Below are 25,652 nucleotides of genomic sequence, written 5' to 3'. Positions count from 1 at the left end.
GATCAATCCCCTTTATGTTAATTTTTATAACATAATACGTAATGTATATTTATTATATATTCTTTTCAGCTGTTTAACATTAGCGGATATTCACAATTTTTAATGTGATTTTGTGTATTTTAACTAAAAATTTACGTATTTATGTTATATATTATGACATAAATGACGTTTTTTAAGAGAGTGGATGATCTTTCATATTTTTGAAATAAAAAGCCCAGTTTTTCAACTGAGCTAAATAAATATTTTTCGGCAACCGTTATATATAGGGACTTCCAAACGAACAGGCAATGTTGAATGAATCCGAATGTGACAGTAAAAGAGATGACCAGATTTAAATCTTGTACTCTTCATCCGTAGTGTAATCCCTTTTGCATGCCGGTTGAAATTTTGCAATGTGACTGGTTCATTCGGATGGCCGCCATCAGTAACCGGCTTTGCCTGAATTGTTTTGTCAGAAAAGATTTCCTCCTGCAAACTCGGCTTCCATCAGAACCGTTTCATCCGATCACATATAAGGGAGTACGCCAGGACGAATGATCAGCGCCGTAACAGTCACATACCCTTGTGTCTTCGTCGTAATCTTGTATGCGTTTTTCCCTTATACACATTACATCCTCTCTCAGGTAAAATAAAAAAGCACTCCTAAAAGGAGCGCCAATTTTTGAAAAATTAATAGAATTCAACATCATCTATCTTCCATGAAAAACGATCAGATCTTGTATCTTCATTTTGTTTTTCTTTTTGATCATCAACAAGTTTATTTTTATTAGTAACAACAGGTTCTTTACTATCCTCTTTCATTTTCTTGACCATCTCACATAAAAAATTGTGATCACTATAATCTGCTTTATTTTAAAAGTCGCTTCTTTATCCAAAAATATTTCTTCTTCGCCCTAATAAACTGATTTGGAAAAATTTTTTCTTCAACAATGCTATTAAACGGTATACATTCAATCTTTTCGCTTAATTCTTCATCATCAAATGCTGGGTATCGTAACGTACCTACAACCATACGGATTACCAGGAAGCCCTCCTGCAGGTGGATTATTTACTGTACAAAAAAACTTTCCATCTATTTGTCCATGATTTTCTTACTCTTTTATCGTGTGATATCGATTATTGTTTCAAATCTTATGGATAAGATAAAAAACGAAGAGTTGCTTCAGCTTTTCTTGCGGTCTGATACAGTTTCAATTCCTCATAGTTAAGATAAAAACAATGTCAAACAGAATGACTAGAGAACAACTTGGCGGTTTCAATTCCTCATAGTTAAGATAAAAACTCAATTGAAAATTTCAAAAGACAAATGTCCGAATTGCTAGTTTCAATTCCTCATAGTTAAGATAAAAACGTCACTTAGCAGGGCGCACACAGTCTGTTATCTTCGCTAGTTTCAATTCCTCATAGTTAAGATAAAAACCTGACCTATACATCCTCGATGATCTCGAAAGTCGCGAGTTTCAATTCCTCATAGTTAAGATAAAAACTTTTAAAGTATATCCTTTTGTTTTGCTTCTGTATTTTCGTTTCAATTCCTAATAGACCCCCATGCCGCAAAAGCGGCACCAGCAGATGATGAAAATAGTTCGTCCATGTATACTTAATCTTAGGCTGGCCAGCGAGGTCGTCTTACCTTGGTGCCATGAGCCCGTTAATTAGACAGACCCCGACGACCTGGTGCACCACAGACTGTTGCTCCCTGGGGAAGCACGCGGGATAGAATGACGTGTATGGTCGTTGCACCGCCAGCCTGTGTTTATTACATGTTAGGCATGGGGGAACGAACATGGACATTATCCATACTCATGTTTGTGGATTAGACGTTCATAAGAAGAACGTCGTCGCTTGTATTATTACTCCGGATCATCAAGAGATCCGCACGTTTTCTACCATGACTGAAGACTTGCTTATGCTTGTAGACTGGATCAAGGCGCATGGCGTCACTCACGTGGCCATGGAAAGTACAGGTTCCTACTGGAAGCCAATTTATAACCTGTTGGAGATGGAAGACATCAAGATTTTAGTGGTCAATGCCAAACATATCAAAAATGTGCCTGGTCGCAAAACAGATGTAAAGGATGCCGAGTGGATCGCTGGACTCTTACGCCATGGATTGCTACAAGGTAGTTACATCCCTGACCGCCAGCAACGGGAGTTGAGGGAACTCATCCGTTATCGTCGCAGCCTGATTGAAGAGCGGGCTCGCGAAATCAACCGCATCCAGAAGGTACTGGAAGGGGCTAACATCAAACTCTCCTCGGTGGCGACCAATGTGCTGGGCAAATCGGGTCGAGCCATGATCGAGGCTTTAATTAATGGTGAAACTGACCCCGATGTGCTATCCGAACTGGCTCAGCGCCGTCTCAAACGGAAGAAAGAGGAGTTGAAAAAGGCCCTGAAGGGCCTCATCGGCCCTCATCAACGCCTGATGCTTAAAACCCAGCTTGAGCATATTGATCACTTAGATGCCTTGATTGAAGAACTGGATGCTGAAATCAAGGAGCGGATGCGCCCTTTTGAAGATGACCTGGAGCGGTTAGATACGATCCCCGGCGTTGGTCGGCGCACAGCGGAGCATATTTTGGCTGAGATTGGCCCTGACATGACACAGTTTCCTTCGGCAGCTCACTTGTGTTCATGGGCAGGAGTCGCCCCAGGGAATAACGAAAGTGCCGGAAAACGAAAGTCAGGGAAAACCCGCAAGGGAAACCAGAAGCTTCGTAGCACCCTGGTGGAAGCCGCCCGTGCCGCTGCTAGGTCCAAACACACCTATCTATCCAGCCAGTACCACCGTATTGCTGCACGCCGGGGGGCCAATCGTGCAGCGGTTGCGGTCGCTCATAGCATCCTGACTATTGTCTACCATCTCCTCAAAAAGAAGCAGACTTACATCGAACTTGGTCCACATTACTACGAAGAACGCAAGCGCCATCAAGTCGCCAGACAAGCGATTCGGAAGTTGGAAACACTAGGGTTTAAGGTCATGGTAGAGCCGTCAAATCAAACAGCGTAGTTAACCGAAACAGTAACCATCAGGTGCATAAACATGACTTATTCCAGCAAATACCAATCTGCTGGTGTTAACACCCCCTGGATTTTTTGTGCTTTTTTCATGGACTTAAATTTTCGGGATAGTTAAGATAAAAACTCACGAGGCCAATATTACTGGGATGGAACAGACTAGTTTCAATTCCTCATAGTTAAGATAAAAACACATTTGCTATTGTTGATAGTCGAGGAGTTGAAACATTGTTTCAATTCCTCATAGTTAAGATAAAAACCTGACCTATACATCCTCGATGATCTCGAAAGTCGCGAGTTTCAATTCCTCATAGTTAAGATAAAAACCCAAAAGTTGTTGATATGACAAAGTTTTGATAATACTGGAAATTTTGTTATTTTCATTTTAACGTAAACAGGAATTTTTATCAATTCTTTGTTTTTCATTTATTTTCTGCAGTTTTTGTGTCGTTATTCAAAAAAATAAAGTGTCGTCGATCCCCCGGGATTTTTGCACGATTGGAGGTCGACGACAATTTTTAAGAGGTTCCGTTATAATTGCAAGTTTCCATCTCTTTCGTACATAGTTGAAAACAGTTTATAATATCATAAGTTTTCCCGTACTACTTGTCTAAATCAATTTCAATTCTTTTCCTTTTCTCAAATGTTGCTATTTTCTTAATGCCGATTGATTTTAACAATTCTCTCGCTTCATCTAATAAATTGCCTACATCATCTGGAAAATGAGCATCAGAAGACATAGTTATAGGTACTTCATATTGAGATAAAATTTTTAAAAATTCAGGACTTGGACACATCTCATTAATCGGATAGCGGTAAGCAAGTCCTGTATTGATTTCAGTTGCCGTATCATTTTCTTTTAAGCTTTGTGCAATACGGCGGTAATAGCCTTTCAGATCTTCTTCATTTGGCCGAAATCCATATACTTTTAAATTATCAAGGTGCCCTACAATATCAAACAGTTTTGAAGAAATGGCTTGTTCAATAACTTTAAAATGTTCCTCATAAAGAACATTTAAATCAAAATGGTGAAAATACTCTTTAGTATCTGGGTTATCAAATCCCCATCCTTTATAAAAATGAACAGAACCTATTACATAATCCCACTGATATTGAGATAATATCTCTACAAGGTCCTCTTCACACCCAGGAAAGAAATCTGCTTCAATCCCAAACTTTAATCGAACGCCCTCTGCTTCCCATTTTCGCTTTTCATTTTCTATCAACTTGGCAAACTGCTCGATTGAGACACATGAAACTATATCCAACCAATTATTTTGCAATGTGCCAAGTCGATCATTTTCTAAATAAATATATTTCTTATAAAAGGATTTCATTTCTTTAAATCGATATAGATGATCAACTATTCCCACTTCCTTTAACCCGATTTTTTTTGCTTGTTTTAAATAAAAATCTAGCCAAAATGAAGAAAATGCCCCTTGTTCCATTCGATAATTCATAATTCTCGCTGTTCCCATAAGCCATTCTTTAGAATGAGGATCATATGGGATTTTCCAAAACTGTTCAATCGCTCGAACAGTTCGATTCCACCAATTTAATGAATATGGTCCTTCTTCTAAATGAACGTGGTAGTCTACTTTCATCATAAAATCCTTTCAGATTTATTAGTCTGCAGTAATCCAGTTAATACCATTTGTTTTTTTATGATTTTTCCACCCTTTTGGGATAGGTTGATCACAAACAATCACATCTACTTTTTCAAGAGGACAAATTTTACAAAAAGCATCGACACCAACTTTTGAATGATCAACAAGTAAAATAATTTCTTTTGACACATGTATCATTTCTTGAGAGACAGACGTTTCTGTCAAATCATAGTCACTTACGCCGCCATCTATAGAAACTCCTCCTGCTGAAATGAAGGCCTTATCAATATGAAATTGACTTAACATTTTTTCAGTTAATCTTCCGCCTACTGACTGCTGCTTTGGATTTAGTTGGCCGCCTAATAACAATACTTCTCCAGAAAACATTTTTTGGTTTAATAGATCAGTTAAAACTGAGGAAACTGGCAAAGAATTTGTTAAGATTGTTATTTCTTTTTTATTTTCAATAGATCTTGCCAATTCTAATGCGGTTGTTCCAACATCGATCACAATTGTGTCGCCATCTGAAATAAGCATGGCCGCTGCTTTTCCAATTTTTATTTTCGCTTCTTGGTTCACTATTTTTCTCTGTACAAATGGAGGCTCTGTTCCTTGATAAGATTTTTTTACTGCCCCGCCATATACTCGCTTTAATAGTCCTTTTTCTTCTAAAATCATTAAATCCCGGCGGATTGTTTCTTGAGAAACTTGAAATTGCTCGGCAAAATCAATGACCTTTACTTTTCCGGTTCGATCTAATTCTTGAAGTATGGCATTTTTTCTTTCCTCTGGAAGTATGGACATTAACTAAAACTTCCTCCTTTAAAACACAATGCATTCCGATTTTGGAATGATTAGATGAAGATTTTCTCCTTGTTTAAAGAAATGTTCACGAGAATGGAGATAATCTACTTTCACTAAAACTCCATTGACGTTCATTTCGTACCTAATTACATTGCCTATCATCGAAACATCCTGAACTGTCCCTTGAACAATCCATTTTTCTTCAATATTTGACACATCTGCTGTTATCTCAACTAAATCGATAACTTCTGGCCGAATAGCCACTTCTTGTCCTTCAGTAGCAAGCTCTTCTGTTTGAATCATCTTCTGAAATTGATCCATTTGCAAAACATTATAATTTCCAATAAATTTAGCCACAAATGAATTAACTGGTGAGGTATAAATTTCACTTGGAATGCCAGATTGAACAATGCTTCCTTCGTTCATAATATAAATTGTATCGGACATTGTCATCGCTTCTTCCTGATCATGTGTCACAAATATAGTGGTAATCTGAAACTCCCTTTGAATTTTTTTTAATTCTAGCTGCAAATTTCTTCGAATTTTCGCATCTAATGCACTTAATGGTTCATCTAAAAGCAATACTTTCGGCTCTAAAATAAGACTTCGTGCAAGTGCAACTCGCTGCTGCTGTCCTCCAGAAAGCTGATGAGGGTAGGAATCTTCCTTACCGATTAAATCCATCATCTCAATCATACGTTGCACACGATTTTTAATGTTTTTCTTCTTTTTCATCTTTAAACCGAATGCAATATTGTCAAAAACGGTCATGTTAGGAAAAAGGGCATATGATTGAAAGACCATCCCAATTTCCCGATTACGCGGTTCCATATTTGTAATATTTTTTCCATCTACATGAATAGCTCCTTCATCAATATCGACCAATCCTGCTATAGATCTTAATAAAGTGCTTTTACCACAACCACTTTGTCCGAGTAAAGTAGCGAACTCTCCTTGTCTAAGCGATAAAGAAATTTTATTTAAAACCGTTTGCTGCTGATAACGCTTCGTCACCTGATCAATTATTAAGTAGCTCATTTATGTTCACCCTTTAAAAATCCTTTTGTTTTTTCACCAACTAAAATCAGCTGCTTCCGTTTTCCAAATACTGACTGAAATTGCATCGGCCGTTTTTTAAGTTTTAAAATAATCCATGTTAATAGTAAAATAATGACATAATATGTAATAACAATTGCACTTGCTGTATGCCCGCTTTTATTTAACTTTTGATAAAGATAAATTTGGATCGTTTCAAACCGTCCGCCAACAAGCAAGTTCGCTAATACAAATTCACCAAACAATAATGCAATGGAAAGCAAGGTCGAAACGAAAATTCCTGACAAGATGTTTGGCACTACAATTTTTTGAAATGCTTGAAACTTGGTCGCCCCCAACAATTCAGCTGCACTGACTAATTCTTGAGCATTAATTGTTTGTAAGCTGTTCCGAATACCTTGATACATGTACGGCATTGTAATCACGAAATAAGCACCGACTAAAAGCCATGGTGTACCAGAGATTTGCAATGGACCGCTGGAATATACTTTAATCAATCCTACTGCTCCTACAATAGGCGGAATTCCGTACGGAAGCATCGCTACAGCTTGAAGAATTCTTTCAAATCTTCTAAAATAAACCGCAACAATAAATATTGTCGGGAGCATTATGATGTTGCTTATCGCCACTGTGACTAGTATGAGAAATAGGGATCGAAGCAAAGCCTGATAAAAACGTTCATCACTAAATAATTCTCCATACCACTTAAAAGTAATACTCTCCGGTAATAACGTATGATCCCACTTGCCTGCAATTGAAAATATCAAAGTAGCTGCAAGCGGCAGGAGCAAATAAATAACTAAAACAACAAGAACAGTTTTATGGAAAATTTTATTGAATTTCAAGATAAATCTCTCCTTATCCGCCGCATCATGCGGTTATTAATCCACATTGCAGCAAGCATTGTTACCGCTAAAAGAACACCAAGCGCGCTGCCTAACTGCGGCTTTAATGCAACATCACTTGCAACAAGTGATGCAATTTGCAGCGACAGTAAATTATAATTGTTTCCCACAAGAGCATAAGCTGTTGCATAGGCTCCCATAGCATTGGCAAACAAAATGCTTAATGTCCCAACAATACTAGGCAGCAAATAAGGAATGCCGATATGGAGCCAAAAGCGGACATTTGTTGCGCCTAACAAAGATGCTGCCTCCATCCATTGTTTTTGTATCCCTTTATAAGCGGGATATAATAACATAATTGCTAATGGAATTTGGAAATAAATATAGACAAGTATGAGACCTGACCATGAGTATAAGTTAAAATCGGCAAATAAATCTAAACCAAGTTCAGCAAAAAGAAGTGTAAATAACCCGTTAGTCCCTAGTAAAATAATGTAGGAAAAAGCAAGCGGAATACCTTCGAAATTTGATGTCATATTTGTAATCATCAGCATGCGATCTTGAATTTTTTTCGAAAAACGGGTAATGGAATAGGCCGTTATAATTGCAATGATAATGGAGACAACTGATGAAAATAACGAAATCAAAACACTGTTTTGAACGGCTTGTAAATAATAAGAGCTATGAAACACTGTAAAATATTGAATCATTGAAGGTGTTTTACCATCATCCGCCAAAAAACTGTTATGAATCATAGCAAATAATGGCCAAAACTCAAAACTGATGACAAGCAAAACAAATGGAAAAAGCAAAACCAACAAAAATAATTTTTGTTTTTTAAATTTTCTCAAGGATTTTCGCTCCTTTAATTTGTTCCGCCTTTAAATTCGATCTAGCAGTAAAGCTAGATCGATTTTATTTGATGAACTAAATGCAAAAGCTGTCGGATTAATTGAAAACTTTTTTATTTTTTAGTCCTGGCATTTGATATGAAATCATTTCTTCTGAAGGTTCAATCCCCAGCAATTGACAAACAATCGGTGCAAAAGCTAGTTGTGGAATCACTTCATCATACACACCAGCTTCTATTTTCTCGCTTATGACAAATAGCGGTACATCCCTCTCACAGGATGTTGTGCCACCATGATTTCCTGTTTCACTCATTCCATGATCAGATGTAATTAAAATTTGATACCCTTCCTGTCGCCAAATCGGTACAGTTTGAGCTAGCAAACTGCCTACTTTTAAAATTTGTTCCCGATATTCTTTAGATTCCGCTCCAAATTGTTCACCTTTTAAATCAACACCCATAGGATGAATGTATAAAAAATCGGGCATATATTTTCTTCTTAAGTATTCTGCATCAGCCATTAAATGAGAATCAGGATATTCATCTTCCCAATAAAAAATTCCATATTGAATAGGTTTTGTTTCATCCATTTGGAAACGATCTTCCACAAAATCAAACGGTGCTCGATTATAAAGCTCGCTTACCCAATAGTAAGCCGCTGCGGCATTACGAAGACCTTGTTCTTTTGTTAAGTGAAACAGACTTTTTTGCTTCGATAAGCGAACTGTCTGGTTAGTTGTTATACCGTTTGTAGAAGCAGGTGTCCCAGTCAATAAAACTTCATATAATGGCCGAGATAAACTTGGCAGTTCCGATTTCATTTTATATAATGCTGCTTGTTTTATTTCAACGAGGTGCTGTAAATATCCGAGTGCATCATATGCTTTGTCATACCGCATTCCATCTACAACGACGACGATTACTTTATTTGACATGTACTTGCACCTCTTCTTGCCATATTTGCGGCAATTTTTTTGCTGTTTCTTCCCACACTTTATGGTCTTCAACTGGTTTTGCATTTTTGTACTGTTCTTCTGGTATCATTTTTTCAGCTACTTCTGAAGGCAGTTCGACTTTACGAATTGGTCGAGCATATCCTTTTGCTAAATTAATTTGACCTTCATCACTTAATATATACTCTCTTGTCAGCATTGCGGCATGAGGGTGCTTTGCATATTTATTAATAATCGTTGCATATCCACTGACAACAGAACCTTCTTCTGGAATGGTAATTTCAAATTGTTCACGGTTAATTTGATCAGCATAATTAAGAGCATTAAAGTCCCAAAGAATCGCTACTTCCACTTCCCCTTTTTCAATCATGGCCGGGGAAGGGTCCGTTAAACTAAGACGACCTTGTTTTGCAAGTTTCGCGAAGAAATCAATACCAGGTTGAATGTTCGATTCATTACCACCAAGTGCCATTGCCGCTGCCAAAATGGACATTTGCGCTTGTGTGGCCCTCTGAACATCACCGACTGTTACTTTGTAATCACCTTCTAATAGATCATTCCAAGATTTTGGAGGATTTTTTACAAGCTCTTTATTTGTTAAAAAAGCAATGGTACCTTGATAACCAACAACCCAATCACCATTGTCATCCTTCGCCCAATCAGGTATTTCATCCCAATAGGAAGTTTTATAAGGAAGTGTTAATTCTTTCTCCTCTGCTACAGGCCCAAATGAGATGCCAACATCACCAATATCTGCTGTCGCATTATCTTTTTCTGCTTCAAATTTAGCTATTTCTTCAGCACTGGACATATCTGTATCTGTATGCTTTAACCCATACTCCTCTGAAAGTTCTTGCCATGTTTCTTTCCAGTTTGCCCAAGTATCCGGCATTCCGACACTATTCACTTCACCTTCCTGTTTAGCTTTTTCAACAATTTCATCAAGAGTAAGTGATTCAGTATCGATTTCTTTGGAAGAAGATTCACTTCCGCCGCCTCCACAAGCTGTCAAACCTAATAAACTTAACCCTAAAATACAGACTTGTAATGACTTGCCGGCTTTCCCAAAATGATTTTTCCCCATCATTCACTTCTCCTTTTAATGTGAATTGTTTTTGTTTTTTGTTGATTGTTTATGATTTCAGTATAAAAATAGAATGTAAATCACATATAAATTCAACATTAATATTTTGTTAACTTATACAAGTTTCTAAATGAAACAAGAAGAAACCCGTGGTGCTAGTTGAGCGCTAGCGCTCAACTAGCCCGAGTGTTACAAGCGAATACACCAACAAGATGCCATCTAGTGCCACTTCAAATCCTGAAATCGTATTCGCACGAATGTCTGTCATACGATACTGGTCAATAAGGACGGAGAACACCGTTTCGATTACTTTCCGTTTTTGTTTGAGCCATGTCTCCCATGACTCCGATGGGCGGTGTTTCTGGTTTTTGCGAGATGGAGTCCAAAAAGCGATTTGGTACGCCTCATACAACTTTTTTTGCAATTCACTACTGATGAATCCTTTGTCACCCAAGTTATAGGGGTGAGGAATTTGAGTCATGACGGTTTCAGCTGCAGTTCGATCGTGACAGGACGCCTCGGTTACCACGTATCCCATAGGTAGCCCTTGGTCTGTCACTTGAAGATGAAACTTAAACCCATAGTACCACTGCTTTTTCGATGCACAAAATCCAATGTCAGCGATGCCTTGAAATCGTTTGACACGGTACATTCTTGCGGCATGGCACAACTCGATTGGCATGCTATCTACGACCGCATAGGCATGGTGTTGCCCACGTTTCGCCAGTTCATGACGAATCCATTTGATCGCAAAGCGCAGCGCTCGGCAACGGCGATTGTATCGAGAACGTTCGAGAAAACGTCCATCCGTGAACAAGTTCCCAGTAACAAAGCGATGCCATGCACGTTCGGAAGAGAAGCCAAGCAACTTTCCTAACAGATGAATGGCAATGATCACTGCGTCTTCTTGTTTCGCCAAATGACGATTGCGGCGTTGAAGATAGCATTGAATGTGTGACAGCTGGGCAGAAACAAAAAAGAAAATGGCTGCATATTGTTTTTGAATTTTCGCTTTGTCTGTTGTAAAATGAAAGTGCTCTTGCATGGGGATTCTCCTTTCGAATGTTTGGTCGCACTTTCATTCTACAGGAGATCCGCAGGCAAGGGCTATTTTATGCTTACTCGATTTTATCTAGCACCACGGGTAAGAAGAAATTTTTTAATTCATATTACTACCAAACGAGAGTTGAACTAAGAATCTTGATGAAAGTTTTTCCAACTTTCGAAAATAAAAATTTTATCTATACAAGAAAAATCAATTTCATAAATCTCTTTTAAACTTCCATTGCAGTACAATTTCATGAAAAAAATTTCTAAGCATAAAAAACAATCATGAATTTTCATTCACAACCCTGGCATGAAAATGGATATTTCTTTCCCATAATGTAGATAACACAAACAGTTAACAATACGTAGGCTTTTATGGTGGATGATACCCTGAATAAAAAACTGTTTGAGTGGATTTGGTGAACAACCCATTGTTAGCTCATTCCTTTAGAATGATGACTACGTACAGAAAAATGCTTATATTTCAAATTCACTCGCTGTTTGTGAATCTACTTTATGGGAGGGATTATATTGGATGTACTGATGACACGTTGTGCAGGATTAGATGTACATGCTGAAACAATTGTTGCTTGTGTCATGATTGGCGAACAGGACGATGAATTATTCATTGAAACAGAAACTTTCCCCACTTTAACAAAGGATCTCTTTCGTTTACTAAAGTGGTTGGAAAACCATGGCATTACGCACATTGCGATGGAGAGTACTGGAGTTTATTGGAAACCTGTTTATAACATTTTGGAGGATTACTTTGATATTACATTAGCGAATGCTCAAAGAATCAAGAATGTCCCTGGAAGAAAAACAGATGTTTCGGATGCAGAGTGGATTGCGAAGTTATTGCGTTATGGACTGATTGAAAAAAGTTTTGTTCCACCAGAAGATATACGAAACCTTCGTGATTTAACTCGGCTTCGTAAAAAATGGATCGGCCATTTGACTTCAGAAAAAAATAGGATTCTGAAAGTATTAGAATGCTCAAATGTTAAACTAAATTCAGTTATTTCAGATGTGTTTGGTGTTTCTGGAAGAAAACTTCTATCCAAATTAATTCAAAATGGATATGTTGATTCCATTGATGTAGAAAATAGTATTCACGGAAGAATGAAGCACAAAAAACAAATGATTACAGACTCTTTATTCGGTACTTTAAACGATCATCAAATCTTTCTAATCAAACAATCTTGGCAACACATCGTTTATTTAGAATCATTAATCAGCCAAATCGAGGAAAGAATAGATGAAATTCTGAAGAATTATAAAGAAGAAGTGGAGTTATTACTAACGATTCCGGGTATTAAAAAGGATTCCGCAGCAATTATTATTGCAGAGATTGGGGTGAACATGGAACAATTTCCTACCTCTCAACACTTAGCGTCTTGGGCCGGAGTTGCTCCAGGAAATCATGAAAGTGCAGGAAAACGAAAGTCAACTAAAACGACTAAAGGGAATCCTCATATCAAAACTGTACTGTGCGAAGTAGCATGGGCAATCTCTAAAAGTAGGAATCGTTGGTTAGCTGCTAAATATTGGTCGATTGCTGCAAGAAGAGGAAAGAAAAAAGCACTCGTTGCCATATCGCATCGAATGCTTCGAATCATTTACTCTATGCTAATTAATAAGGAGCCTTATAAAGAACCTTTAATTAATTAGTATAACCAAAGAAGAATAAGTTTAAACAAAGTTACCTTCCATTAGGTAGCTCTGCTTTCTTATTGTCTTTTTTAGGTTATTTATATATTACCCTCAATAGATTGAAGCTATTCATGGGCTAAGTGGAATTAAATTATTTTCACAGAAAAAAGCTTCTCAAATTTATTTGAGAAGCACAGCTTATAGAGAAAGGGGTATTTTTTTCTCTACAAGCTTTTTTAGTTATTGTGAATTTCCATAGTTTTTACTTAATTAATTGTTGAAAATAGCCCCTCACACACCTAGCCTACCTTTGCTAGGTGTGTGGAGATCTTTTTTATGTTCTGACAGGCAGCCGTAAGTAGCACTTGCTCACGTGCATTCTCTAATCCCCGTAACCGGTAATAGCGAAGCCCGTGCAGTTCTTTTGAATCCGCGAAGCTTCATTCTACTTTTTCTTTTCTTAATTTATCCTTCTGGCGAAAGCCGATCTAGCCTGATTTGTTCTTTGTGTTCTTCCCAAACATTACGTGTGAGCACTTTTTGTTTGTTTTTGGATCTCGTACATTGTTCGAGCTAAATAAGGAACCGAATCATGTACATGACCTGGTATGACAAAGGCATCTGTAATCATATTAAACTTCCTATCAGTCGTCCGATGATCTAGATCAATCAACAGATGTTTTAGGAATGAAAGTTTCAATTCCTCGTAGTTAAGATAAAAACCTCCATACGATGAAGATTATGACCATTATGGGGATTATAGTTTCAATTCCTCATAGTTAAGATAAAAACATATTTGCGTCTTTTATATTTGCGTTAGACAACATGGTTTCAATTCCTCATAGAATGTTGGAATTTCTCCAACTGCGTATGGTCTAGGCCCGTTTGAGGTTATACTTGCAGCCACTTCAACCATCGCATCATCCGGCAAATTGCTGATGATTCCATCATTTTTCAAAATGACAATAAAATTGTCGCCTTTGTTGTATGCAATGGATTCTGCAACAATTAAGATAAACTCGCCATGCGCATCATTTGCTACTACGTTGGAATCTTTTGCAGTTCCTGTTTCAGCAACGCGCACACAATCTTCAAATACGCGTTTCTCTCTTCCGGCTTGTACTTCATTTGCACGCGTAAAATCCGGATTCAATTTTTTCAGCACTTTATCTGGATATAGATAATACTGTAAATACGTATTCGGCAAATAGTCCGGAAAATCTCGCACCATTTGCTGTACCATGGCATACGTTTCGAGCCATGATTTATCCCTTTGCTCGTAGTCAGCCGGGCGGAAGCCGTTTTTCAAAATCATTTCCCTTATCTCAGGCAATTTGTCATTGCCTTGCGGATCATATAAATGAGTAAACCAGCCAAAGTGATTTAATCCGAAGTATACAGGATCAAAATCACGTTCATTCATATTTAATAAACGGCCGTACGAACGAAGCAAGTTTTCAGGCTGGTCGCAAATATTGAGGATTCTTTTATCATCAGGAAACATTTGCTGTAACGCAATCGCAACAATAGCAGCAGGATTTGTGTAGTTTAAAATCCATGCGTCTTTCGTTTTGCTTCTGACATCCTTGACCAATTGAATCATATCGCGGATCGATCTCATACCGTAAGCAAAACCGCCCGGCCCGCATGTTTCCTGACCGATAACCCCTAGTTTCAACGGGATCTTTTCGTCTTTTTCACGCATTTCATAGCCGCCAGTACGCATTTGCACAAAAACAAAATCGATATCTTCCGTGAATGCTTCCTCTTTATCTGTTGTATAGCTAAAATGAATGTCAGGGTACTCTTCTTTAAAGAGCACTTTCGCAAATTCGCCAATTATTTTTTGGCGTTCGTAATTGATATCATACATGACCAATCGGTTGATCGGGAAAGTATCTTGACGCGAGCAAATTGCTTTTAAAAGCCCTGGCGTCCAAGTACTACCCCCGCCAACAATAAGTACATTGAATTTTTTCATTGTGTTTCAGCTCCTGGTAGTAATTTTTCATGTAACTGCTTCTACCGATATCTTAACGAACGAAAAAACAAAGACAGAAAAAATTTCATTTTATGAAACTTTTTTCATGGTCATTTATAATAGAACGTACAATAAATATGAAATCCGGAGTGATTCGATGTACAACTTTATGGCTAAATTATTAAACTTCATTGAATCTTCAACAGACCAAACAAAATCAGAAATCATTATTGCCGAATATATTTTGAGGAATGTGGAAAAAATCCCGAAAATGTCCATTTATGAATTAGCTGAAGCGTGCCATACATCACCTGCAACGATCACCCGATTTTGTCAGCGCTTTGAAAATATTACGTTTAAAGAGCTTAAAGAATATGCCAGATCATTTATTGAATTTAATGATACCGAAGTAGACTATCAAAACCTAAAAACGAAATTTAATATAAAACAAATAAACGAATATTATGATGAATTACATGCTTCTCTGAAGCAAACAGAGCAATTTCTCCGCTCAAAGGAAATCATTCAAGTTGTTCACGAAATTAATCACTCAAAAAAAGTTGCTTTTTTTGGGGTAACATTTTCGCATCTCATTGCAAGAAATGCACAATTCAAATTTATTCGTCTGGGCAAATATGCTACTGCGTACAGCAACCATGAAAATCAAATTTCCGAAGCAGAATCACTTACGCCCAGAGATTTAGCCGTTGTCATTTCTTTTTCCGGAGAAACAAGATTTATCGTTCAGCTAGTAAAGGTATTAAAGAAGAGAGGCATTCCTATCGTTGCGATTACAGGCAATGAAAAAGGCTATTTAGCACAGAATGCGAAACAAATCATCAAAGTGAGCAGCTGCAAACTAGAATCCTTTAAATCACCTATTTTGGAAGAAATCAATATGCTGAGTGTAATTAATTCCATTTATCTCGTTTACTCTATCGTTTTTAAAAATTCGGAAGGATATCAGACAAACAAAGGAGGCAGCTAAAATGAATATTGTCGTAGCACCTGATTCTTTTAAAGGGAGTCTGACCTCTTCTCAAGCAGCAAATATTATGAAACAAGCAATACTTGACCTTCATTATGGTGATACAGTAAGAACAAAACCAATGGCTGACGGCGGAGAAGGAACAGTCGATGCATTGTTAGCCTCTTCAGCCGGGGATCGCATTGAGGTAACCTGTACAGGCCCCTTGGGCAAAAAAATAAAAACATATTATGCCATCCTCGAAAACAATACAGCTGCTATTGAAGTTGCCAATATCGCTGGGCTTGTCCAAGTGCCTCCTTCACAACGAAACCCGGATGTGACCACTACTTTCGGACTTGGCGAAGTGATGAAAGATGCATTGGATAAAGGCTGTAAATCGTTTATTATCGGGCTTGGCGGCAGTGCTACAAATGATGGGGGCCTTGGCTTTTTACAGGCGCTTGGCATGAAAGCTTGGGATAAAGAAGGAAAAGAAGCGGGGATTTTCGGAAAAGATTTATTGGAGGTCAATCAAGTAAGTTTCGACCGTTTGGATCCGAGATTGGAACATATTACAATAAAGGTTGCTTGTGATGTGGACAATCCGCTATGTGGTGAAAAAGGTGCCAGCGCAGTTTACGGACCGCAAAAAGGTGCCAGCAGCAAACAAATACCGATTTACGACGAAGCATTGGCCCGATTTGCTGCTCTTATTGAGAAGCAGCAAGGAAAAGTCTTCAATAACGTGAAAGGTGCAGGGGCAGCAGGAGGCTTGGGATTTGCATTCCTTGTACTAGGCGCAAAGCTTATATCCGGTGCTGAGCTTGTAGCAGAAGCTTCGAACTTGAAGGAAGCAATAGAGCAGGCGGATCTTGTCATTACAGGAGAAGGACAAAGCGATGAACAAACATTATACGGAAAAGCGCCCGGCTATATCGCTGATCTCGCTCAAATATACGGAGTTCCAACGATATTAATATCCGGCTCGCTTGCAGGCAATTTGGATGTGCTCCGCAGCAAATTTCACGGATGCTTTTCGATTATTACTAAACCATTGACGATTGAGGAATGTATGGATCAGGCAAAACAGCTATTGTACAACCAGACGAAGCAAGTGATGCATCTTATTCACTCTTTGAAGATATAATCGGATCCAGGTTTTCGCTTTTATAATCCAGATGGGGAAATTTTTTTCAGATGTTTATGTTGAATACTGCAAAAATAACTTACCCCTTATTCCATCTCAATTTTATCTAGAAGATTGACCGGCAAATCTCCAAAATTCCACATTAGAGAGGCATCTAAGATCTTGTTCAACATCTAAGATGCCTCTTTTGTAATGAAGGTAAAAGAAATAATAGATGTATTCCATTAAGCACCGACAATATCTTCACAATTTTGTGTTAAATTATCGAATACAGATCATTTTCCTCACGATCATCCATGTTGTCTTTAAACAAGTCTATAATGCTTCCTGCACTTTTAAACGGTTCTTTCAACTTTTATTCCATAACTCCGTTTTTAACCCATATACTTTTCTTCTTGGTGCTGCAAATGCTAAAGTTCTTTAATGATTTCGACTTCGATGTTAAACAACCGTTCCGTTAAACTATTTCCTTCCATTCCTTTTGGATTTTCGCAGAAAAACTCAAAATTACCAAAATTGCCAAAAAGGTGAATGCGTATTAACTTCTCCAATCCTAGTAAGTCTTTATATAAGCGTGTTCTGAACCGAATTATTTGCCAAAACTTTGATGTCGAACGTCCTTTCTTGAAAAAACACGAGATTGACGACTTCCGGAATATCGACTTCAGTATCAAGTTTATCGGGTGATACAGCAATTTGCGTCAGAAAAATGATCAATTAACATTAGATACCAGTTGACGCTGTAATCAATAACCCTTGCAAATCCGTCCTTATTCTCAGAAAACAGTTGATCAAAGCGCTCACTATCCGTTCTGTATGATGATTTTCGCAAAAACAATCGTTTTCTGCCTTCAACTCGAATTTATGTTTTATTAAATTTTTCAGTACAGTATCAATTAATAAGTCCATTCGTTTAGTGCTTTTAACGCTAAGGGGGGTGAAAACATTTGTTGTGTGATATCCACAAAATTGATTTCTAGTTGATAAATTCCTTCTTTGATCAAGCTGTGCCGATCTCTTCGCATGTCTAGAAAATGCACGAATAAATTGTCATCCGATTAAACGCTATGTGCAATCTCTTCACGCATCGTTCCGTTTTTAGTAAAATTTATATGCCATGAAAGAGCTTTTTCTAAAACATGTGGTGTATGCCCTCCTCTTGCAAGAGCTTCCTGATAATATTCACGAAGCTGGTCGCGATACATCGGATGGGCGCAGCGTTCGATAATCAGTTCCACACGCTCTCTTGGCGCCAAGCCCCGGAGATCCGCATACCCTTGCTCGGTGACGATGACATCGACGTCATGCTCCGTATGGTCAACATGGGAGACAAAAGGAACAATGCTTGATATGTTTCCGTCTTTCGCTATTGATTTTGTCACAAAAATCGCCAGGCGGGCATTTCTTGCAAAATCACCTGATCCGCCAATGCCGTTCATCATTTTCGTTCCAAGTACGTGGGTTGAATTGACATTGCCGTAGATGTCCACTTCCAATGCTGTGTTAATGGAAATCAAACCGAGCCGGCGAATAATTTCAGGATGGTTGGAAATTTCCTGCGGTCTCAGCACTAAACGGTCGCGGTATTTCTTAAAATTCGAGAAAACCTCCTTCATTTTCGGCTCTGAAAGGGTAATCGAACAACAAGAGGCAAAACGGACTTTGCCCGCATCTATCAAATCAAAGACTGCATCCTGCAATACTTCAGAATACACCTCTAAATCCTCAAATTCTGAATCCAGCAAGCCATGAAGAACTGCATTGGCGACGGAACCGATGCCTGACTGCAGCGGGGCCAAACGTTCCGTTAACCGGCCGGCTTTAATTTCTTTACGCAAAAACTCTATCAAATGCTGCGCCATAATGACTGTTTCTTCATCCGGAGGCACAATTGTCGACGGAGAATCCAGCTGATTGGTAAATACAATTCCTTTTACCTTCTCTATATCAATCGGTATTCCGATCGTACCGATTCGATCATTCGATTTTGTCAGCGGAATCGGTTTTCTTTCCCCTTGTTTCTCCGGTTCATACAAATCATGCATTCCTACTAAGTCTGCAGGCTGTGCCATATTAATCTCTATAATGATCGATTTTGCGTGCTGGGCAAATGTCAACGAGTTTCCAATGGAGGTTGTCGGAATAACCATTCCATCTCTTGTAATAGAAACCGCTTCCAAAATTGCAAAATCGATTGGATCCATAACATTTGAGCGCACTAATTCAGCAGTATGGGACAAATGCTGATCGACAAATAAAAATTCTCCCCGATTGATTCCTTTTCTCATCGTAGGATCTGCCTGAAAAGGAAGCCTCTTGCCTAAAATGCCAGCTTCAGTGAACATTTTATCGATATCAGAACCTAAAGAGGCTCCTGTATACACATTTACTTTAAACGATTCTCGCTCTGCACGTTTTACCAACGCATATGGAACCGCTTTCGCATCACCCGCGCGTGTAAATCCGCTTAACCCTAAAGTCATCCCGTCTTTGATCCATGATGCGGCTTCATCAGCTGTGACTATTCGATCGCGCAAACGCAAATCTTCAATCCTTTCCAATTTATTGTCCATTTCCCCATCATCTCCCCTTTAATGAATTTAAAATTTATTTTACCGATAAAAGTTAATGGGGCAAGGTTTTGGGGATAAGTGACCGAAAATTCAGATAAACAACTCAATTTCCATACTAAAACAGAACGATTTTTTAAAATCCAAGCAATTTTCGAAAATAACTGGAGTAAGACTGACTGACAGGAATTTTATCACCGTTATTCATCAACAGCAAAAAAGTTGAATGCGCATCAGGGTAGATCTCCTTAATATGGTTGACATTCACAATAAAAGCCCGATGACAGCGAATAAAATAGTCCTTTGGAAGCAAGTATTCAAATTCCTGGAGAGAGTATTTATGCGTTCCTGAGCATCCTTCAGTGTACACATAGGTCTTTTTATCTTTTGCTTCTAAATACGCAACTTTCGAAAAAGGAATAGGAACCCATCCATCATCAGTTTTGACGGTCACAACAGATTTTCCATCCGTCAAAGCAGGAAAAATCGCAGTGACGCATCCCTCAAGCTTTCCTTCCCAAAAAAACGGTACAGCCATCCCGTGATAAGGAACGCCAAACACATCGCGGTTAATAAACTCAGAAACCTTTTGTTTGGTGTGCAAAGCTTTATACGCAATCGTTCCTTTTCTCACCAAGTCTCCCGGTCTGATTTTCAAATCAATCCGTTTGCTCGGCCGGTAATAGATATATTCCTTTGTATTGGAAACAGCAATCGAAACTTCATCAGAAAACAATTCACCAATAACGTCTAAAATGGAAACTACTGAAATACGTTCCATTCTTCAACACCCTTCGTGATCTATAAATCTTGCAAGATATTATTATTTTACATCTTTTTTCACCCTTTTTGGCATAGTTCTTATCGAGTGCGATGAATGATTAGATGACGCATAGAAGTTTGTGCAAGCAAATTTTCGGATTTACAGCCCACAGCCATGAATGAAAATAGTTCTTGCCAATTCATATTTTTTGATACCGCCAACCAGGAATATTTTCACAGTAAAAAGAGGAAGATTCTGAGATTTACAGTCAAGGAAACGGAGAACGGATGGCCTTGTTTCTGCCAGCCGTGCATTGAAATTTCACTAACTATCTAAAGTTTTCTTTTTTCAACTATTTTGCCGTAATAAAAGGGGAAACGATTGCTTGTCAACATACAACTGTTTGATAATGCTAGCCTCCATTAACTAAAATTGAAAACGAAATCGCGACATTTTCTTCCTCAAAAAAAAAAAGATGGCGCAAAATGCGCCGCCTTATTGAGGAGTTATTTCAAACGTTATATTTTCGTTGTCCCAACTGAATGATGGTGTGTAGACTAATTCGTATTTTGAATCCTCAGGAACATCGAAGTAAATTTTACCGGTAATTTTCTTACCTGCGCCAATATTTTCATTCATAAAGCCGTCATCATGACCGAAATACTCTTCGTGTTGTGTTCCGTCTTGTGTCGAGATTGCAAACTCTTCCGCGCCAAAATATAACTGCTCTTTTCCGTTATTGACCGTTTCAAATTCTATCGCCAATACTTTACCTTTTTCTGCTGGCGTATATTCGGCATCATCTACGTATTTAGCACTTTTTAGAGTTAATTGTAAGTCGCCTAACTTAACGACATCGCCAACTTTGAATATTTCCGGTTTAGCTTCTTCTTTCTGTTCTTGCGCCCCTTCCGATGTTCCTACTTTTTGTGCACCTTCTTCGCCTCCGCATCCGACTAAAGTCGCGAGGCTAAGTGCGAAAACTGAAAATAAAAACCCCCATTTTCGTTTTTTCACTAACATTTACCTCACTTTCCAAAATTTTGACATCTTCATTATATTTTTTTATCTGCTATTTTTCAACATATCCCATGACTTTTCGACTATTTTTTTCGTATTATTGCTTGGTGTATATTCTAGGTATATTTACACAGTAGATATATCCGCGTGATCAAGAATCATTTGTAGCGAACAAATATCGTCACCTTTTTCAAATAGGTTACGATAAATGTATGTCTTAAACAGTGTAAGACTTACGCAACATTCGTCTTTTAGTTTGAATATTTTTCTGATGTTTCCTTCTTTTTAACTTTTCACTATATTGATTAACGATACATATGAAATGTTACCGAAGTATCCTCGAATTTCTTCTATCAAGTAGTTTACATACTTCTTTAGTCATTGGAACAATCCGGCTTTTACGGCTATTGTTTTTGGTCCCAGTAACATAATAATACAGTCAGCTAAAAACATCTGAAATTTCTGACTATTCAACTTAGTTTGCCCTTTGTTCTCACTCTAACATTAGTTTAATAGCACCATAGTCACGAAATCCCGTAAATACCTAAATACCTATATCTTTACGTTTCATAGCCTCTTTACTTGCGTGTCTGTAGGCACAAAGATTCGTTGTTCATCCTTATTAATTTTGGCATTTTTTTGACGAGACTTTCTTCAAAATAATACCGTATTTATGTAGCTTTCTAAAAATCGATTTAATAGCACCGAAAAGAATATCCACGGTTACAGATGACGTATTAATGTAACGTCTAATTTGGTCAGTAGTAAGACCGATTCATTGGAACGGCTCTTATTTTCCGATTCTTGTTTTTGGAACCGGGCAACATAATAACCGAGTTATCAAAATCAATATCGGATATTTCTAAATTTTCAATCTCGTTTGCTCACAGTCCGCAATATAGCATCGTTATTATCGCAACATAATCGCGGTAACCTGCAACGCTTGTTTTATCGATGATTGAAAATAGCCGTTTCAATTGCTGGTCAGAAAATCCAAAAATGGGTTTTTCATCTGTTCTTAGTTTCGGGATGTCTTTGCCTGGATTTTCCGTCAAGATTCCCTCTTTAACTAATCGCGAAAATATAGATTTTACCCCGCCAAGTCTGATATTGACTGTTCCGGCTGCCAGTCCATCTATTTGCATGCGTTGCCGTATGTATTTTCGAAAATCTTCTCGTGTTACGTCAAAAACGTTTTCCTTTCCGATTATTTTGAAAAATTCTCGCCAGTTTCTGCGGTAATCATTAATCGTCCGATCTCGATAGTTTTCCGTTTCAAAAATACGGATTATCTCATCAAGCGCTTTTTCATAATGAAGATTTTCCCTGCTAATTTCGTACTTAATGCCCGTTTCGCGACGTTTTACTATCCCTCGTTTTTTACGCAATAAAAAAACCTCCCGTTTTTAATTACGGAAGGTTTAGCGTTGTTCACGGTACCGACACATACGAGGCGACGCTTACAGTATGAAAATTCTAGAGACGTTTTCATGGAACGGTGTCTTTCCCGTTCAACCTGCGTCTTAAATTTCGCCTAAAATTTCGGTGTCTCTTTCCCGTCATATCAACGTTTTCAGCTTATTTGACGCGCTCGGAGGGACTCGAACCCCCGACGGACGTGGTACCGGAAACCTTTTGCGAAATATAAACGTTGATTTAAACGGGAACCTTTGTGTTAACATATTTTATAATTCGGTCTCGAAAAATACGAGACGCGGTTACTGTCGTTATTATACCGAAATTTTAACCGATATTCAAGCGTGTTTGAAACGAACAAATAATATAGAGTAGATATTAATTCGAATGAGTGGATTTTTTATGCAAAAAAATTAAAAAAAAACTATTGACTGATACGAATTCGCATCATATAATAAAATCAGAAAGTGATACGAATTCGAATCAAATAACAAGAAAGGGGAATGGAAAATGAAAAAAGTAATGGTTAGAGCTTGGGAAATCGCTAAAGAGGGAGTGAAAAAATTCGGCGGTAAAGTAAAAGAATATTTCGCAATGGCTCTTAAATTAGCTTGGAAAGAAGCGAAAAGAATCGCTGCAGATCAAACAGGTTCCATCAAATTGACGGGCTCCGAAAAACAGGTGAAATGGGCGGAGGATATCCGCAAAGTTGTTGTCGAAAACATTGATAGTGTTTTTGCAGTTTTGGACAAATCTTTTGAAGAAAACAAAAATGAACTATCTGAAAGAAAGCTCGAAAGAGCAGAAAAAGCTATCGAAGAACTCAAAAAAAATTACTAATAACTTCATCGAAAACGAAAGCAACGCTGGGGAATGGATTGAAAAATTCAAAAGCGTTACCAAAAGGAACGCTAATGTTAAAAGAGAAATCTTCAAAGCGATAGAAAACGAAGTTGAAAATTTTGATATTCGTGTTGCTCGCGCTGTTAATGATGTTTTTGTCACAGCTGACATTAAATTCTTGAAAGGAGAGTTTTAATATGTTCTTATACGATGTTGTCACACCTGCGGAAATAGAAGAAATGTTTTCCCTGCCGGAAGGATCTGTTCGACGGGATCTCCGGCGCAGTAAGTTTAGACAATCTGAAATCCGGAAAAGTGGCGCAACGTGGTTGATCACGTTGCGTGAAGCGAAAAGAGTGTATAGCGATTATGAAGACAAAATCCAGGTCAAAAAAGACTGGAATTGGGTACGAAACTATATTGATAGTGAATTGAATCCGGTGCTAAAAGAAGAAATCGCTGATTTTCTTGATGATGCCCCGTTTGATCGCATCTATGAACTGTATCTTGACGGGATTGAAGGAGCTGGGATCGATGACGGAGAAGAATACATCAGCTTTGTAGAATGGTTCTATCGCTTCAAAGAAAGTGCGGAAGAATGGGAAGAGGATTAAGCACGGTCTGATGACCGTGCTTTCGTTATTTTACTCGTATTTTCTGACCGGGGTACACTAAATCAGGGTTTTTGATTTTGTTAAGATTTACTAGCTTATCTACCGTTGTGCCGTATTTTTTCGCTATTTCCCATAGTGTGTCGCCTTTTTGAACGACATGGTAACGGGCGGCGGTAGTTGTATTTGCTTTCGGTTTGCCCGGCACTTTCAGTTTCTGACCGACAAAAATAAGGTCGGGGTTCTTAATTTTATTTATTTTCGCGAGTTCACTGACGGTTGTTTTGTACGTATGAGCGATTTTCGATAGTGTGTCGCCTTTTTTGACTGTATATACTGAGACTGATGATGTTGTCTTTTTAGTACTACTTTTTGCAGAATTAACTTTTTTTACCGGTGCTGCGCTTTTCGTTCCCTCTGTAAAATATTCCAGCTTTTTATCACTAATAATCATATTCAAGTCCAGATCTCCGTTGTACCCATCAAGTCGCCCAACGCTTGTATATTGCCAGATGTCGCACGGGAAGTCCGGTTTGGTTTGCGGTTTACCGTTATTCGTTCCATATCTCGGTATCCAAATGGCGTCAAAGTCGCTCATGTCTAAGTTGAATTTCTCGTACAAATGATGGGCAATATATACGCCAACCTTTTTCGCTCCGAGTTGACGTAACTTCTTCACATACGCTTTAACGCCGCCACGCATATCCTTCATGCTTTCTTCTTCAACGTCTAAAAACCAAAATGTCGGATTTAAATCCTTCGTCCGGTTATAAAAATCAGTGGCTTCCACTTCCATGTCAGACACGGAAACTCCACGTACCCATGCGTAAGCTGCGGTTGGTACGCCCCGTTTGCGTAATTCAGCGTGATGTGTTTTATATGCGCGGTCAACCGTTTTGTAACCGTACTGCGTGCGAATAATCGCAAAATCGAGTTGTTTCGCTAAAGTGTCGTAGTCGATCTTTTTCGGGTCTTGATGATGCGATAAATCAACGATATAACCCATTACTTACCCTCTCCTTCGCTTTTTTCGTTCAAAATGTCGATAGCTTTTTTGAGCGCTCCCGGAACCGGAACACCGATTCTACCGGCGTTTTCGAGGATAGACAGCGCTTCGTTTGCCAAAAAGAAAAAGATTGTAGCATCACGCAAAATATGGCCGTCATAACCTAACGCAACGTCCATCAAGTGGGCAACAGCAACAACAAAAAAGACCACCACTTTTTTGGCTATCCCTTTCATTCCAGTGCTGCTGTTCAATTTTCCTTCGATCCCCGCCGCAACGAATCCTGATACGTAATCTATTACGACAAACGCTAGTAGGATACTTAACAATGTGCTCCATCCCCCAAACGCAAATGAGATAACTGCTCCGATTCCGGCTGAAACGTATTTAATGACGTTTTCCACG

The 25,652-nt window shown here is 38.4% G+C and carries 24 protein-coding genes, 1 pseudogene and 1 CRISPR repeat array; of the genes and pseudogenes, 7 read left to right on the top strand and 18 right to left on the bottom strand.

All coding sequences use genetic code 11. The features are described from left to right. Nucleotides 1-231 precede the first annotated feature (231 nt). Both NSQ44_RS03995 and NSQ44_RS03990 read right to left on the bottom strand, forming a co-directional pair. The gene (locus NSQ44_RS03995; RefSeq protein WP_340855150.1) at nucleotides 232-474 is read right to left on the bottom strand and encodes a hypothetical protein; all 243 of its coding nucleotides are present in this window, start codon (nucleotides 472-474) and stop codon (nucleotides 232-234) included. 195 nt (nucleotides 475-669) lie between these two features. Next, complete coding sequence (locus NSQ44_RS03990; RefSeq protein WP_340855147.1) at nucleotides 670-801, bottom strand: hypothetical protein; 132 nt, start codon at nucleotides 799-801, stop codon at nucleotides 670-672. A 386-nt stretch (nucleotides 802-1,187) separates the two neighbouring features. After that, nucleotides 1,188-1,487: a CRISPR direct-repeat array (repeat unit 30 nt; unit sequence GTTTCAATTCCTCATAGTTAAGATAAAAAC). 299 nt (nucleotides 1,488-1,786) lie between these two features. Here NSQ44_RS03990 and NSQ44_RS03985 point away from each other — a divergent pair. After that, the gene (locus tag NSQ44_RS03985; protein WP_044897903.1) at nucleotides 1,787-3,013 is read left to right on the top strand and encodes an IS110 family transposase; all 1,227 of its coding nucleotides are present in this window, start codon (nucleotides 1,787-1,789) and stop codon (nucleotides 3,011-3,013) included. A gap of 610 nt (nucleotides 3,014-3,623) precedes the next feature. On the opposite strand, the gene NSQ44_RS03980 is transcribed toward NSQ44_RS03985, so the two are convergent. The 8 genes from NSQ44_RS03980 to NSQ44_RS03945 all read right to left on the bottom strand — a co-directional run bounded on the left by NSQ44_RS03980 (nucleotide 3,624) and on the right by NSQ44_RS03945 (nucleotide 11,265). Beyond that, nucleotides 3,624-4,625 carry a histidinol phosphate phosphatase domain-containing protein gene (locus NSQ44_RS03980; protein ID WP_339198957.1) on the bottom strand — a complete coding sequence of 334 codons (1,002 nt, stop codon included), beginning with the start codon at nucleotides 4,623-4,625 and terminating at the stop codon, nucleotides 3,624-3,626. Between the two features lie 21 nt (nucleotides 4,626-4,646). After that, on the bottom strand, nucleotides 4,647-5,432 hold the full coding sequence (locus NSQ44_RS03975) for a DeoR/GlpR family DNA-binding transcription regulator (protein WP_340855144.1): 786 nt from the start codon (nucleotides 5,430-5,432) through the stop codon (nucleotides 4,647-4,649). Between the two features lie 18 nt (nucleotides 5,433-5,450). Further along, nucleotides 5,451-6,470 (bottom strand): ABC transporter ATP-binding protein, encoded by a 1,020-nt coding sequence (locus tag NSQ44_RS03970; RefSeq protein ID WP_339194449.1) that lies wholly within the window; start codon nucleotides 6,468-6,470, stop codon nucleotides 5,451-5,453. Continuing rightward, the gene (locus NSQ44_RS03965) at nucleotides 6,467-7,333 is read right to left on the bottom strand and encodes an ABC transporter permease (protein WP_063386972.1); all 867 of its coding nucleotides are present in this window, start codon (nucleotides 7,331-7,333) and stop codon (nucleotides 6,467-6,469) included. Before NSQ44_RS03965 ends, NSQ44_RS03970 begins: the two co-directional genes overlap by 4 nt. Next, nucleotides 7,330-8,184, bottom strand: coding sequence for an ABC transporter permease (locus NSQ44_RS03960; RefSeq protein ID WP_340855140.1), 855 nt, complete (start codon nucleotides 8,182-8,184; stop codon nucleotides 7,330-7,332). The genes NSQ44_RS03965 and NSQ44_RS03960 overlap by 4 nt, the downstream gene beginning before the upstream one ends. A 97-nt stretch (nucleotides 8,185-8,281) precedes the next feature. Continuing rightward, nucleotides 8,282-9,118: an alkaline phosphatase family protein gene (locus tag NSQ44_RS03955; protein ID WP_340855137.1), complete on the bottom strand. Its 837-nt coding sequence runs from the start codon at nucleotides 9,116-9,118 to the stop codon at nucleotides 8,282-8,284. Continuing rightward, a complete protein-coding gene (locus NSQ44_RS03950) occupies nucleotides 9,108-10,220 on the bottom strand; it encodes an ABC transporter substrate-binding protein (protein ID WP_340855134.1) in 1,113 nt (370 codons plus the stop codon). Before NSQ44_RS03950 ends, NSQ44_RS03955 begins: the two co-directional genes overlap by 11 nt. 166 nt (nucleotides 10,221-10,386) lie before the next feature. Further along, a complete protein-coding gene (locus NSQ44_RS03945) occupies nucleotides 10,387-11,265 on the bottom strand; it encodes an IS982 family transposase (protein WP_044899180.1) in 879 nt (292 codons plus the stop codon). Nucleotides 11,266-11,798: 533 nt separating this feature from the next. On the opposite strand from NSQ44_RS03945, the gene NSQ44_RS03940 reads away from it, so the two are divergent. Then, a complete protein-coding gene (locus NSQ44_RS03940) occupies nucleotides 11,799-12,938 on the top strand; it encodes an IS110 family transposase (protein ID WP_340855131.1) in 1,140 nt (379 codons plus the stop codon). Between the two features lie 281 nt (nucleotides 12,939-13,219). Here the strand turns inward: NSQ44_RS03940 and NSQ44_RS03935 are convergent. Both NSQ44_RS03935 and NSQ44_RS03930 read right to left on the bottom strand, forming a co-directional pair. Continuing rightward, nucleotides 13,220-13,584 (bottom strand): annotated as a pseudogene (locus NSQ44_RS03935) (transposase); the annotation flags it as partial. Nucleotides 13,585-13,725: 141 nt separating this feature from the next. Beyond that, nucleotides 13,726-14,901 carry a family 4 glycosyl hydrolase gene (locus NSQ44_RS03930; RefSeq protein ID WP_340855127.1) on the bottom strand — a complete coding sequence of 392 codons (1,176 nt, stop codon included), beginning with the start codon at nucleotides 14,899-14,901 and terminating at the stop codon, nucleotides 13,726-13,728. A gap of 157 nt (nucleotides 14,902-15,058) precedes the next feature. Between NSQ44_RS03930 and NSQ44_RS03925 the strand changes: the two genes are divergently transcribed. Next, nucleotides 15,059-15,889, top strand: a complete 831-nt coding sequence (locus NSQ44_RS03925; protein ID WP_340855125.1) for a MurR/RpiR family transcriptional regulator — start codon at nucleotides 15,059-15,061, stop codon at nucleotides 15,887-15,889. 1 nt (nucleotide 15,890) lies between these two features. Then, nucleotides 15,891-17,018 carry a glycerate kinase gene (locus NSQ44_RS03920; RefSeq protein ID WP_094245217.1) on the top strand — a complete coding sequence of 376 codons (1,128 nt, stop codon included), beginning with the start codon at nucleotides 15,891-15,893 and terminating at the stop codon, nucleotides 17,016-17,018. Nucleotides 17,019-18,076: 1,058 nt separating this feature from the next. Here NSQ44_RS03920 and NSQ44_RS03915 read toward each other — a convergent pair. The 4 genes from NSQ44_RS03915 to NSQ44_RS03900 all read right to left on the bottom strand — a co-directional run bounded on the left by NSQ44_RS03915 (nucleotide 18,077) and on the right by NSQ44_RS03900 (nucleotide 22,759). Then, nucleotides 18,077-19,591 (bottom strand): acetyl-CoA hydrolase/transferase family protein, encoded by a 1,515-nt coding sequence (locus tag NSQ44_RS03915; protein ID WP_339211034.1) that lies wholly within the window; start codon nucleotides 19,589-19,591, stop codon nucleotides 18,077-18,079. Between the two features lie 133 nt (nucleotides 19,592-19,724). After that, nucleotides 19,725-20,369 (bottom strand): LytTR family DNA-binding domain-containing protein, encoded by a 645-nt coding sequence (locus NSQ44_RS03910; RefSeq protein ID WP_066249117.1) that lies wholly within the window; start codon nucleotides 20,367-20,369, stop codon nucleotides 19,725-19,727. Nucleotides 20,370-20,846: 477 nt separating this feature from the next. Beyond that, a complete protein-coding gene (locus NSQ44_RS03905; protein WP_340807098.1) occupies nucleotides 20,847-21,368 on the bottom strand; it encodes a DUF4352 domain-containing protein in 522 nt (173 codons plus the stop codon). Between the two features lie 887 nt (nucleotides 21,369-22,255). Beyond that, a complete protein-coding gene (locus NSQ44_RS03900; RefSeq protein ID WP_340855121.1) occupies nucleotides 22,256-22,759 on the bottom strand; it encodes a tyrosine-type recombinase/integrase in 504 nt (167 codons plus the stop codon). 538 nt (nucleotides 22,760-23,297) lie between these two features. Here NSQ44_RS03900 and NSQ44_RS03895 point away from each other — a divergent pair. Genes NSQ44_RS03895 through NSQ44_RS03885 form a run of 3 tightly spaced genes read left to right on the top strand, consistent with a single transcriptional unit; the run spans nucleotide 23,298 to nucleotide 24,244 of the window. After that, nucleotides 23,298-23,627, top strand: a complete 330-nt coding sequence (locus tag NSQ44_RS03895) for a hypothetical protein (RefSeq protein ID WP_340855119.1) — start codon at nucleotides 23,298-23,300, stop codon at nucleotides 23,625-23,627. After that, on the top strand, nucleotides 23,560-23,826 hold the full coding sequence (locus NSQ44_RS03890) for a hypothetical protein (RefSeq protein WP_340858298.1): 267 nt from the start codon (nucleotides 23,560-23,562) through the stop codon (nucleotides 23,824-23,826). Before NSQ44_RS03895 ends, NSQ44_RS03890 begins: the two co-directional genes overlap by 68 nt. A 1-nt stretch (nucleotide 23,827) precedes the next feature. After that, complete coding sequence (locus NSQ44_RS03885) at nucleotides 23,828-24,244, top strand: helix-turn-helix domain-containing protein (protein ID WP_340855117.1); 417 nt, start codon at nucleotides 23,828-23,830, stop codon at nucleotides 24,242-24,244. 25 nt (nucleotides 24,245-24,269) lie between these two features. Here NSQ44_RS03885 and NSQ44_RS03880 read toward each other — a convergent pair whose 3' ends face one another. Together NSQ44_RS03880 and NSQ44_RS03875 are read right to left on the bottom strand one after the other, a co-directional pair. After that, nucleotides 24,270-25,247: a LysM peptidoglycan-binding domain-containing protein gene (locus NSQ44_RS03880; protein WP_340855115.1), complete on the bottom strand. Its 978-nt coding sequence runs from the start codon at nucleotides 25,245-25,247 to the stop codon at nucleotides 24,270-24,272. Then, on the bottom strand, nucleotides 25,247-25,651 hold the full coding sequence (locus NSQ44_RS03875; RefSeq protein ID WP_340855112.1) for a phage holin family protein: 405 nt from the start codon (nucleotides 25,649-25,651) through the stop codon (nucleotides 25,247-25,249). The genes NSQ44_RS03880 and NSQ44_RS03875 overlap by 1 nt, the downstream gene beginning before the upstream one ends. Nucleotide 25,652: the final 1 nt, after the last annotated feature.

This window comes from Aeribacillus sp. FSL M8-0254, assembly GCF_038008845.1.
GTDB lineage: Bacteria > Bacillota > Bacilli > Bacillales > Aeribacillaceae > Aeribacillus > Aeribacillus composti.
This window is presented reverse-complemented; position numbering and strand designations above follow the sequence as displayed.